Source organism: Flavobacterium sp. RSSB_23 (assembly GCF_051547145.1).
In the GTDB taxonomy this organism is placed as follows: Bacteria; Bacteroidota; Bacteroidia; order Flavobacteriales; family Flavobacteriaceae; genus Flavobacterium.
Genome location: NZ_JBPTTO010000001.1, coordinates 669,783 through 682,322, shown reverse-complemented (window position 1 = coordinate 682,322; position 12,540 = coordinate 669,783). Strand labels below are relative to the sequence as shown.

Below are 12,540 nucleotides of genomic sequence, written 5' to 3'. Positions count from 1 at the left end.
TGAAAATGCATCATAAAATAGTATTCATTTTGCTAGTCGTCATTGGGCTACAAAGCTGTTCTTCTACTAAAAATCTAGCAGAGGGCGAATTGCTGTACACAGGAGCCAAAGTAACTGTTGAAGGACAAATACCTTCAAAAGAAAAAAAAGCATTAACCACAGAACTGGAAGCACTCACGCGACCTATCCCAAACAAATCCTTATTCGGAACCTATCCCAAATTGTACATTTACAACTTTGCAGGCATCCCAAAAAAAGAAAAAGGATGGCGCAATTGGTTGCGTACCAAAGTGGGAGAAGCACCCGTTTTGAACACCAAACTCGATTCCGAATACAATCGATTAGTGCTGCAAAATTATTTGGAAAACAAGGGTTTTTTCAATGCAAAAACCATAGCTGATACAATTGTAAAAGGCAAAACGATTCAGGCTATTTACACCGTTACACCTTCGAAACAATACCGTATCAAAAAAGTGGTATTCCCAAAAGACTCATCGGATTTATCCAAAGCGATTAGCAATACCGAAAGAAGAAGTTTGCTCAAAATTGGGAATACCTACAGCCTAGAAACCATAAAAGAAGAGCGTGTCCGTATTGACGAACGTTTGAAAGAACAAGGCTTTTATTACTTTAGCCCCGAATATTTAAAAATTCAAGTAGACTCAACCGTAGCGGAACAAGAAGTTGATTTGATTGTAAAAGTAAAAGAGGAAACACCTGCTCGTGCCCGATTCATTTACAAAATCAATCAAATTGTAATTTATCCCAATTACACTCTTGGAGCTGACACCATCAGTGCCTCTAAAAAAGCCGTAACTCAATACAAAGATTTTACGATTGTCGACAGGGATTCGTTGTTCAAACCCAAAATTTTTGACCGTTCGCTATACTTCAAAAAAGGAGACGTTTACAACCGCACCAATCACAATCTATCCTTAAATCGATTGGTGAATTTAGGCACTTTTAAATTGGTAAAAAATGAATTCCGTCCTTCTCTAATCGAAGGCAATTATTTAGATGCCTTTTACTATTTATCGCCTTTAGAAAAAAAATCCTTCCGATTTGAAGTTTTAGCCAAAACCAATTCGGCCAATTACCAAGGAACGGAATTGAACGTAAATTGGAGCAATCGAAATACCTTTAGAGGAGCAGAATTGCTTTCAATTTCAATTTTTGGGGGATATGAAATTCAAGTTTCTGGTCAAAATAATGGCTTCAATGTGTATCGTTTGGGTACCGAAGCCAATTTGATTTGGCCACGAATGATTTCCCCTATCCGCTTCAAAATGAGCAATCGCTTTACTCCAAAAACCAAAGCGACTTTGGGCTATGAATTTCAAGACCGTCAGCAATTGTACAGGCTGCAAACGTTTAAAGCGCTGTTTGGGTACAACTGGAAAGAAAACGCTAGAAGAGAACACACACTAAACATAGGTGAAGTCATTTTTGCCCGACCACAAAACGTAACCCAATTGTACCTCGATGAAGTAGCACTAAATCCCTCACTAGGCAAAGTGATTGAGCGCCAACTTATTTTTGGTCCCACTTACTCTTACACCTACTCCAACACGGCACAAAGAAGAAAGAAAAACACCATTTATTACAAAGGTACGGTAGACCTATCAGCTGCGGTTACAGGTTTGATTGCTGGTGCCAACATCGATAAAAAAGACACGCTAAAAGTCTTTGGCGTGCCCTTCAGCCAATATGTGAAATTCGAAAATGAATTCCGCCATTTTATAAAATTAGGAAAGGAAACCCAATTGGCGAGTCGGATTATCGTTGGTACCGCTTTGCCTTTTGGGAATTCAAAAGAAATGCCTTTTATCAAGCAGTTTTTTATTGGAGGAACCAACAGTATTCGTGCCTTTAGAGCGCGTTCTATTGGACCAGGAAGTTACCTCGATAAAGCGGTAAATACTGATGGTTTTTTGGCAGACCAATCAGGAGATATCAAAATCGAACTCAACACCGAATACCGAACTACCTTGTTTAGCTTTGTGAAAGGAGCCGCTTTTATCGACGCAGGAAATATTTGGTTGCTCAATGAAAACAAAGACAAACCAGGAGCCAAATTTTCTAAAAACTTTATGAAAGAAATGGCAGTAGGCGCTGGACTTGGATTGCGCTTTGACTTTAATTTTTTGATACTTCGAACGGATTTTGCTTTCCCGCTTCGTAAACCTTACCTACCTGAAGGCAATCGTTGGGTTATTGACCAAATCAACTTGGGGAATGGAGCGTGGAGAAAAGAGAACTTGATTTTTAATTTGGCGATTGGGTATCCGTTTTAGTATTTCTTAAACATATAAGACATATAAGGTCATATAAGTTGTGGTGTGTTGTTGTCAAGTAAAATGGAAGAACAAATAAGTTATTGGTGAATAAATCTGTTGAGAAAATTTAACCGCAAAGTTCGCAAAGCGTTACGCAAGGGTCGCAAGGTTTTTTTTAAAAATCTGTGTAATTTGTATCAAAACCTTAACCGCAAAGTTCGCAAAGGTTTACGCAAGGGACGCAAAGTTTTTCTACTTTTTAATCTGTGAAAATCTGTGTAATCTGTGTCAAAAAAAATAATCATAAAAAAAGCGCGATTATAAAAATCGCGCTTTGTTGTTTAAGATAAATAAAGGCTAGTTCACCAAGAACAAAGCATTGCTAAAGAGTAAATTTCCGTTTTCCCAGAACGCTCTAAACAATGGATTATCTACCATATAAATCACTTTTCCAGAACCTTTGTAGTCTATAGCAAAATTTACCGTTTCGGGTAATTCTTTACCAATTTCGTGACCAACAAAACCATAGCTTTTGTAGCCTTTAGGAACATACGCAATATTTGAAGCGTTTTTCAATAAAGCATAATGACGGCTATCGGTTTTTAAACTGAAATATTTTTTACCTAAACCAAATGCCATCGGATGGGTAACATCCAATACGTTTTCGATAATTGCGCCAGGAATAGCATCCGACATCGCACGACGCTCTTCGTTGGCCGAATATAAGAAACGTTTTTTCAATTCTTTTTCTTTGGCGGTTTTTTCTGCTTTTTGCTTGTCATCATCAGTCGCGTGCGCATTCAATGCAAAACCATCTTTTCCGTCAAAAATATCCAAAGCTCCGTTCATAGCAATGATTTTTCCACCGCTACTTACCCATTCGTTGATACGTTTTTGTTCTCCATCGGAGAAATCATAATTACCATCCGCCAAAATCAAAGTATTGAATTCTTGCAATTTCACTCTACGGAAACGGTCCAAATCTACAATGCTTACTGGATAGCCAATGGTTTCTTCTAAATAAAACCAAACCGAACCAAAGTCAGTAGAATTTACTCCTCTTCCTGATAAAAACAAGATTTTTGGAGCCGTCAACAGAGGGAAGTTTTCTCCACCTAAATCTCTAGCATTTTTTGAAAACCCAGAAGACAGTATAGAGAAATCTGATTTCTTCTTCACGATTTCACCCACTACTTTTTCAAAATCAACCACCTTTGGATTATCGCCTTTGCTCACGATTAATCCACCAGGTTCTACAGTAGTACTTCCAAAAACCGATTGCTTCATCGCTGAACGTACTTTGATACCTTTTTGGTGCAATAATGCTACCACTTGAGCCGAAGTACGGTTGTTCCAAGGAATATGAAACGCATACACTGAACTTGGAATAGAAGATGAAGTCGTTTCAATCGTAGGTTTTGTTTTGATATTGATGGCATTCTTCAAAGCATAGCCTTCTACACCATAAGCCAATGGTAACGCCCAAGCCGTAATGTCATAAGACAAACTATCATTCAATTTATGATTTGGTTCAAACAAAATTTGGGCAAAAACTGCCTTTTGTTGGTCCACTTTTACAATCATATCATTAGGCTCGATAGTAAAGCTGTTCTCTTTTTTCGTTTGGTAATTAAAACCACTTGCTGATTGTTTGGCATCGGCATACGAAAACTCGATTTTGTTTTTTTGCAACAAATCGGCCAATTGCTCCAATTTAGGATTGCTTTTCATCACATAAGTTGCATACTTCCCTTTCATTGTTTTTCTAGAAGTATTCATAAACCCTCTAAACCCTTTCAACAAAGGCTCCACTTGAGAAGCAGCCGATTCCACTATCGTTAAAACCGTTGTTGCGTGATGTGTCAAACGGTCTTTGATGGTCACACTTACACCGTTTTCCATAGTTACTTCTCTTCCTGCTCCAATACCACCTTGCTCTACAGTCATCCCTACAGCTCCGTTATAGGTTGGATAGGTATCTCCATAACTAGGATAGAACAAATCGAAACGCTCGCTAGTGTTGTACAACCAGTTTTGAGCATCGAATTTAGCTGAAATATTTTTTCCCAACAAAGCGTGAAAATCTCTTTGATACGGCTCAATAAACTCGTGCAAAGGTTCTGCTGAAGGTGGAAAAAAGTAAGGCGAATTATAACCTTGTTCGTGAACGTCTGTATGCACTTGCGGCATCCATTGATTGTACAAAGCAATACGTTGTTGGCTTTCTTTTTGTGTTTGCCAAGCCCAGTCTCTGTTCAAATCAAAAATGTAGTGATTGTAACGTCCACCTGGCCATTCTTCCATATGTTCTCTATCGGTAAGACCTGGATGCGTGTTTTTTCCAGCGATTTCGTGCAACCAATTTCCGTATCTTGAATATCCATCAGGATTCACACAAGGGTCAAGAATTACTACGGTATTTTTCAACCATTCTTTGGTCGTTTTATTTTCTGGATTGGTCAATTCGTAGGCAACAGTCAAAGCACTTTCGGTTCCCGCCCATTCGTTTCCGTGCACATTGAAGCTCAACCAAACAATTAGTTTATCGCCTACAGTTTTCGATTGATTAGGTGCCATACCAATGGCTGCTAAATTGTTCAAACGAATTTGCTCCAAATTCGCTAAATTCTCAGGAGTAGAAATATAATACACATTCAAGTTGCGGTGTTCGGCAGTTTGTCCGTATCTATAAGGTTTAATGTAGGACGTTTGTGCAACCAAATGTTCAAAATAATCTTCAACTTGGTGGTAAAAAGTAATGTGTTTGCCATAATCAGGAATGAACTGAGAAGGACTTTTTACTTGAGCCGAAACCCAAGCAGTGGTGGCTAAAAATAAAGATAGAATTAGTTTCTTCATACTGTTTTTGGTTTATTAGAATTCAAAAATAGGGAAACCTAAGGTATTGACCTAAATAAATTACAAACTTAGCCTTAAGCCGATTTTGAACGACTTTTTAGCTAGAAAAACAAAAAAACATTGGTATACAAGGCTTTAAAAAATCTCAATTAAAAACAATCGGTAGCATTTTATTTTCATACAATAAATTAAAAAAGTAAATTTGAGTAAACCTATTGAAAAACAACCATTTAAAAACGCGTCTTAAAACCAAATATTCATGAGTAAAGAAGAAAAACCAAAGAAAAAAAAGCTTCTTTTTGAAAAGTTAAGTTCGAAAGAAAGAATTGAAAGAGCCAAACAATTTTCGGCTCAATTCAAAGTCAAGGAAGAGGATAACGTTCAATTATCGGATTACAAAACCGATATTGATATAGAACTAAGCAATAAGAAATTGGATAAGATTCTAACGCTTGGCGTGGAGGCTTTGGCCGATATGCAAGAAATCTTATACGCTCAAGACAAATGGTCTTTATTACTCATTTTTCAAGCGATGGATGCTGCTGGAAAAGATGGCGCCATCAAACACGTGCTTTCGGGTGTGAATCCACAAGGGTGTCAAGTCTCTTCTTTCAAAGCACCGAGTTCGGAAGAATTGGACCATGATTTTCTTTGGCGTTGCCAAAAACATTTACCCGAACGAGGTCGAATCGGCATTTTCAATCGTTCGTATTATGAAGAAGTATTGGTCGTTCGAGTGCACGAACAAATTCTGAAAGCCCAAAAGCTTCCTCAAGAATTGGTAACCGAATCCATTTGGGAAGAACGTTTTGAAGACATTCGCAATTTTGAAAAATACCTGAATCGCAATGGAACTATCGTGATTAAATTTTTCTTGAATGTATCCAAAGAAGAGCAAAAGAAACGTTTCATAGAGCGCATCGACGACCAAGATAAAAACTGGAAATTCAGTACATCCGATGCCAAAGAAAGAGGTTTTTGGGACGATTATATGAATGCTTACCAAAATTTGATTCAAAAAACAACCACAACGCACTCTCCTTGGTACGTCGTTCCCGCAGACAATAAATCGTATGCTCGTATTGTCATTGCTTCGGCCATTATCAATGCCTTAGACGAAATGGGATTAGAATACCCAAGAGTAAGTCCAGAAAAAGTAGCCGAATTACAAGAGATTAGAAAGGCTTTACTAGAAGAATAGAGAACAATTCCTTTGCCAAGTCCGATAACTGTCTTGGCAAAGGATTTTTTTCAAAACTATTGATTTTCGGTTTCTAACCAAGCTAAGAACAACTTATAGCCAATCGTCAAAATTACTGCTCCTAAAAAAAGACCTAAAAACCCGCTCAACATAAAACCACCAATAGCTCCCAAAAATACCACAGGCATAGGAACTGGCGCATTTTTGCCCAATAAAATAGGTTTTAGCACATTGTCAGCCAAAAGTGTAATCAATAACCAAATCGTCAATAAAGTAGCCGTCGTAGTATCTGATACCGAAAACATATAAATGGCAACAGGAATTGCGATAGGCCCAATCCCAATTTGAACCACCGCCAACACCAAACAAGCTACAGACCACAATCCAGCAAATGGAACACCCGCAACAAAAAAACCAATTCCTGCCATAACCGCTTGAATCACGGCTACTCCTAAAAATCCTTTTACTACGTTTCGAATTGTAGTTACCGTGATTGAGGCATAATGTTCTCCTTTGTCTCCTGCTAATTTGACAAATATTTTACTGGAAATGAATTTTAAATTTTCTGAAAAAGCCAATAAAAAACCAGCAATGATAATAGATAAATTAAACTGCAAAATTCCTTTTCCGATTCCTGCAAAAGCCGATAAAATCCAAGAACCAACCATCGTCACTTCATCAGAATATTCCAAAACCGTTTCTTGAAGATTATCCGAAGCGTGTTGCCAAATATCTATAATAGGTCTGGTAAAAGAAGGCCAATTGGCGGTAGTTTCGTTCGGTGGTGGAATGATAGGCTCACCAGCTTGATAACTTATGGTTAAATAACGAATGCCTTCATAAAGGGATTCTGTAACCAAAAAACTAGGTAGAATAATCAAGCTCAACAGCACAAGTGTCAAAAATACAATGGGTGTTTTGGTTCTACCTCTAAACAATTTTACCGCCGATAAATAAATAGGATACATTGCAATAGCGATAACCACTGCCCAAATCAGTAACAGAATAAAAGGCTGTAAAATAGAAAAGCACCAAAAGACAATTAAAAAAAGCACCCCTAAACGGATGATGATATCAGTAATTTTTTCGAATTGATTTTCTTCGGGTTTGGATTGTTGGTCTTCCATATTATTTTGATTAATAAAGTAAATATATCAATTTTAAAAACAACTTTGCCTTCAATGTCTCAGCAAAAGAGAGTAGCATGTTCTCAAGAATTGACAAAATAGACAGCAACAAAAGTCTTGCATTGGGCAGAATATTAAAAAATAATTAATATGACTCTTATTTAAAAAGAATTCAATAATAGAAAACTTATTTTGACATAAAATTATGCAGATTTAGCATTGATTCGTTTATCTTTGTTTTACAAATTTTACTCTAGAATTATGGAAGAATGCATTTCTGTTTTTGATATGTTAAAGATTGGCGTAGGCCCATCTAGTTCACATACCTTAGGTCCGTGGCGTGCTGCCGAGCGTTTTCTTGAAGAATTACGTCAGGATTTTGATTTGAATAACATCACTAGAGTAAAAGTAGATTTGTACGGTTCGTTGTCTTTGACTGGAAAAGGACACGCCACCGATTTGGCCGTGATGCTAGGTCTAAGTGGTCAAGACCCTGAATACATTCCCGTGCAAGATATTGACGGCATCATCAAAGCCATAGAAAACAATCATTTGATTCAATTAGGCAACGAGAAAGCGCTTCCTTTTTATACTTTACAAGACATTGTTTTTCATAAAGAGTTCCTTCCCTTTCACGCCAATGGATTAACATTTACCGCTTATTTTGAAAATGAAACCGAATATGCTTCCACTTTTTATTCGATTGGAGGCGGATTTGTGGTAAAAGAAGAACGCAGCAATGCCAAAAAGAAAATCGCTATAAAATGTGCTTTTCCCTTCCCTATCAACAATGCCGCAGAATTACTAGACTATACCCAAAAAGAAAACAAAAGCATCTCAGAAATTGTCTATGCCAATGAGATTTCGATGCGACCTGAAGCCGAAGTACATAGTGAACTATTGCGCATTTGGCACACGATGTTAGAATGTATGTATATCGGATGTCATTCAGAAGGTATATTGCCTGGTGGACTCAATGTCCGCAGAAGAGCTTTTGATATGCATCAAAATTTGATTGGGTTGTCGAATTATGATTCGCCACAATCTTGGCTAGAAGAAATTCGTAAAACCGAAGTAAAGTTTCGTCAAATTCTAAAATGGGTGAGCTGTTTTGCCTTAGCGGTAAACGAAGTAAACGCAGCTTTAGGACGCGTAGTAACAGCCCCAACTAACGGAAGTGCTGGCGTTATTCCAGCCGTACTAATGTATTATATGGTGATTGAAAACCACCAAGCCGACGAAAAACAAATCAAACAATTCTTGATGGTGGCGGGCGAAATTGGAAGTATTTTCAAAAAAGGAGCCACTATCTCTGCCGCTATGGGTGGTTGTCAAGCCGAAATCGGCGTGTCATCGGCTATGGCTGCGGGAGCATTATGCGAAGTGATGGGCGGAACTCCAGCACAAGTATTGATGGCTGCCGAAATTGCAATGGAGCACCACTTGGGCTTAACTTGTGACCCAATTGGCGGTTTGGTTCAAATTCCGTGTATTGAACGCAATACGATGGGCGCCATAAAAGCCATCAACGCAGCAGAATTGGCACTCGAAACCGATTCTAAAAACGCCAAAGTTCCTTTAGATAAAGTAATTGATACGATGTGGCAAACTGCCAAAGATATGAACTCTAAGTACAAAGAAACCTCAGAAGGTGGATTGGCTATAGCGGTTAATATGGCGGATTGTTAATACAAATGAAACCTCGTTTTGTATACTTTATTCTTGCCCTTCTTACGATTGTATTGGGAATTACTTCCCGAAAAATAGTGGGTATTCCGTTGTTTGTGGGCGACATCTTGTATGCAGTATTGGTCTATTTTGGTTTTCGGTGGCTGTTTGTAAAAAACAAAATACTCTGGCAAATTGGACTTCCTTTACTATTTTGCTTCGCAATAGAAATACAACAACTTAGTACAGCCACAAAACTAGTTGCGATTCGGGAAACCACTTTAGGACATTATGTCTTGGGACAAGGCTTTTTGTGGAGTGATTTGTTGTGCTACATGATTGGGATTGGATTAGCGTATGCTGTAGACCAATTTTGGCTGAAACAAAAGGTGTCTTAATCCTCAAAATCTCTCGAAATAACGACTGCCCTAGCCCTGATGGGAACGGCATCCTGTGGCGCTGGGGTTCAGCGACACAGATACAGTGGACAGCAGGATTAGCTCCTAAACACTCCCTAATTTGAAATAAAAAGTACAACCCAATCCGAGTTCGCTTTTTACGCCAATGGTTCCGTTTTGCGCCTCGATGAATTCTTTGGAAATGGCCAATCCAAGTCCTGTTCCTGTTTTATGGCTCCCTGGAATTTGGAAATATTTATCGAAAACTTTGTTTTTGTATCGAACATCTATTCCTTTTCCTTTATCGATTACCGCAAATACAACTTGATGTTTTTCGCTTGTTAACTGTATCGTAATCGTGCTTTTTTCGGAGGAATATCGTATGGCATTGGTCAAAAAATTAATCAAAACCCAAACGGTTTTTTCGCTATCTGCTTTGATGCTTGGCAGGTTTTCATCGGCTTCGATTACTAGTTCAATTTGTTTTTGTTCTGCTTGTACTTTTACGGCTTCTGTGGCATACTGTGCAATATCATATGGATTGCTTTTTTCGATATTCAACTGAATGTTTCCAGTTTCTACTTGTGAAAGTTCCAACAATTCTCCTGTAATTTTCAACAAACGTTCGCTGTCCTCTTTGATGCTGTCCACCAAATGTTTTTGTTCTTCGTTAATGGCACCTGTTCTTTCACTTTCAAGCAATTGCAAACTCATTTTTATCGAAGCAATAGGCGTTTTCAATTCGTGGGAAACGGTGGCAATAAAATTGGTTTTGGCAAAATCTAATTCTTTGAAAAAAGTAATATTTCTCAAAATAATTACATTTCCGATGGCTATCGCTTGGTCTTCGCCTGTTGGTTTTATGGTGATTTTTACTATTTCTTTTTCAAAATAACTTTCTTTATCATCGGCGAAAATTTTCATTATTTGCGCTTTTTCATTTTCTGATTTTTCTACGAGTAAAGATTGCATCAAATCATTCGTCAAGCCCAATTTTTCAGCCGATTTTCCGACAACCTCCTCTTGTTTCAAGCCCATAATTTTGATGGCTTCATCATTGATAAACAAAATCACGCCCTCATTATCTAGTCCAATAATTGGGTCGTGCATATTATTGATTAAAGTCTCTAAACGCTTTTTCTCAAAAGACAATTTGTACAAATTACTATTGTGGTATTCTTGCAATTTTTCGGCCATTGTATTAAAGGAATTGGCCAAATCTCCAAATTCGTTATGGTGTCTAAAATGAACCCTTTCTGAATAATTCTTATTAGCAATTTGCTTGATACTTTCCGTCAATTCTTTGATGGGATTTGCAATATTGTTGGGCATATTGACCAATAAATTAAAAGCAATCAAAAAACACAAAGTCCCAACTACAGCAATCCATAAATTGGCGGTTTCAGCCGTGTGTTTTGCAATATCACTTTTGATTTTTATCGCATTCATATTGAGCTTCATTATCTCAAAAATGTTTTGTCGAATTTGTGCTTTTAACTTTTCGTTATTGCTGTCTTCCTTTAATAAGTTGAAATTAGCTTTCAATTTATGAGTAGCAACATCTTCGTTCTTCTCAGTGATATTGGATACTTGTTTATTGAGGTTAATTTCAAAAACCGCAATCGCTTTATTTTTGTTAACCATCATTTCATCGAGTGAAAGCAACATATTACGTGAATACTCTAAAGTGTTATAATTTGCTTTTAGAATATTTCCAGTGTCCTTTTTAATTGAAAAAACAGAATACGCACTTACCAATGAAAGGATAAAAATCAATGTAAATAACAATCCAACTCCCAGATTCAATTTCGTTTTAATTCTCATTTTGTGATAGCATTATAAATTATGATAATATGACTAAGTCAACATTTGATAGCGAAAGCGTATTCAATAATCGTCTAAAAAGTGAGGTTGACAAAATAGCCTTTATTAAACTATACTGTGGTTTTCCAATACAGACTGTTGTAATTTGTTTTTGTTCGACTATGGCCAAAATGGCATCAGTGATTTTTTTGTTTTCAACTTTAATTACTTCTGCTCCCAATTCTGTGGCTAACTTAAAATTATTAATCAAGCGTCTTTGTTTGTCCAAAGCAATTTTGTCGCTGCTCTCCTTTGGTGTTTCAACATACAAAACATACCAATCACTATTGTAATAAGTAGCCAAACGAGCCGTTTTTCGAATCACTATTTTTGCAGTTACATCATTAGAACTGATGCAAGCCAATAATTTTTCGTGACGCAATGCGATTTTTTTAGGAATTTCATTTTCTACTTTTCGAACGACTTGGCTCGCCACTTCTTTCAATGCTAATTCACGCAATTGCAAAATTTGGTCTGACTTAAAAAAATTATTCAAAGCCGTCTGAATTTTATCCTGAGTGTAGATTTTACCTTCCTTTAATCTGGCAATCAAATCCTCCGAAGTCAAATCGATATTCACCACCTCATCGGCCATTCGGAGTACATTATCAGGGACTCTTTCTTTGACATCTATATTGGTAATCTGCTTTACATTTTCATTCAAACTCTCAATATGCTGGATATTTACTGCCGAAATCACATTGATTCCAGCTTCGAGAATTTCCAAAACATCTTGCCAGCGTTTTTCGTTTTTGCTTCCTTCAATATTGGTGTGTGCCAATTCGTCTACAATCACCACTTCGGGACGCAAATTGATAATGGCTTGCACGTCTAGTTCTTCGAGCTGCTTGCCTTTATAAAAAATACTTCTACGCGGTATAATTGGCAAACCGTCAAGTAATTCGTGGGTTTCCTTGCGATTATGCGTTTCAATATAACCAATCTTAACGTCAATTCCTTTCTTTAACAAGGTATGCGCTTCTTGCAACATTCGGTATGTTTTGCCGACACCCGCACTCATCCCAATGTAAACCTTGAACTTTCCTCTGCGCGATTTTTGGATTAAATCGAGAAAGTGCTTTACGTTATTTTCTTTTTCATTGTCCATAATAAACAATTTGGTTCTTAGCATTTAAACCATTAAGATG

8 protein-coding genes are annotated in these 12,540 nt (G+C 37.4%); 4 read left to right on the top strand and 4 right to left on the bottom strand.

Features of this window, described 5'->3' with window-relative positions:
- Window positions 1-5 precede the first annotated feature (5 nt).
- The gene (locus tag ACSVH9_RS03125) at window positions 6-2,294 is read left to right on the top strand and encodes a BamA/TamA family outer membrane protein (protein WP_438062438.1); all 2,289 of its coding nucleotides are present in this window, start codon (window positions 6-8) and stop codon (window positions 2,292-2,294) included.
- 339 nt (window positions 2,295-2,633) lie between these two features.
- On the opposite strand, the gene ACSVH9_RS03120 is transcribed toward ACSVH9_RS03125, so the two are convergent.
- A complete protein-coding gene (locus ACSVH9_RS03120; protein ID WP_438062437.1) occupies window positions 2,634-5,135 on the bottom strand; it encodes a M14 family zinc carboxypeptidase in 2,502 nt (833 codons plus the stop codon).
- Window positions 5,136-5,394: 259 nt separating this feature from the next.
- Between ACSVH9_RS03120 and ACSVH9_RS03115 the strand changes: the two genes are divergently transcribed.
- The gene (locus ACSVH9_RS03115; RefSeq protein WP_438062436.1) at window positions 5,395-6,336 is read left to right on the top strand and encodes a polyphosphate kinase 2 family protein; all 942 of its coding nucleotides are present in this window, start codon (window positions 5,395-5,397) and stop codon (window positions 6,334-6,336) included.
- 56 nt (window positions 6,337-6,392) lie between these two features.
- Here ACSVH9_RS03115 and ACSVH9_RS03110 read toward each other — a convergent pair whose 3' ends face one another.
- Window positions 6,393-7,463: an AI-2E family transporter gene (locus ACSVH9_RS03110; RefSeq protein ID WP_438062435.1), complete on the bottom strand. Its 1,071-nt coding sequence runs from the start codon at window positions 7,461-7,463 to the stop codon at window positions 6,393-6,395.
- 261 nt (window positions 7,464-7,724) lie between these two features.
- Between ACSVH9_RS03110 and ACSVH9_RS03105 the strand changes: the two genes are divergently transcribed.
- On the top strand, window positions 7,725-9,152 hold the full coding sequence (locus ACSVH9_RS03105) for an L-serine ammonia-lyase (RefSeq protein WP_438062434.1): 1,428 nt from the start codon (window positions 7,725-7,727) through the stop codon (window positions 9,150-9,152).
- Window positions 9,153-9,157: 5 nt separating this feature from the next.
- A complete protein-coding gene (locus ACSVH9_RS03100; RefSeq protein ID WP_438062433.1) occupies window positions 9,158-9,529 on the top strand; it encodes a DUF2809 domain-containing protein in 372 nt (123 codons plus the stop codon).
- 105 nt (window positions 9,530-9,634) lie between these two features.
- Here the strand turns inward: ACSVH9_RS03100 and ACSVH9_RS03095 are convergent, their stop codons facing one another.
- Together ACSVH9_RS03095 and ACSVH9_RS03090 are read right to left on the bottom strand one after the other, a co-directional pair.
- Window positions 9,635-11,353, bottom strand: a complete 1,719-nt coding sequence (locus ACSVH9_RS03095) for an ATP-binding protein (RefSeq protein ID WP_438062432.1) — start codon at window positions 11,351-11,353, stop codon at window positions 9,635-9,637.
- A 19-nt stretch (window positions 11,354-11,372) separates the two neighbouring features.
- Complete coding sequence (locus ACSVH9_RS03090) at window positions 11,373-12,500, bottom strand: sensor protein KdpD (protein WP_438062431.1); 1,128 nt, start codon at window positions 12,498-12,500, stop codon at window positions 11,373-11,375.
- Window positions 12,501-12,540: the final 40 nt, after the last annotated feature.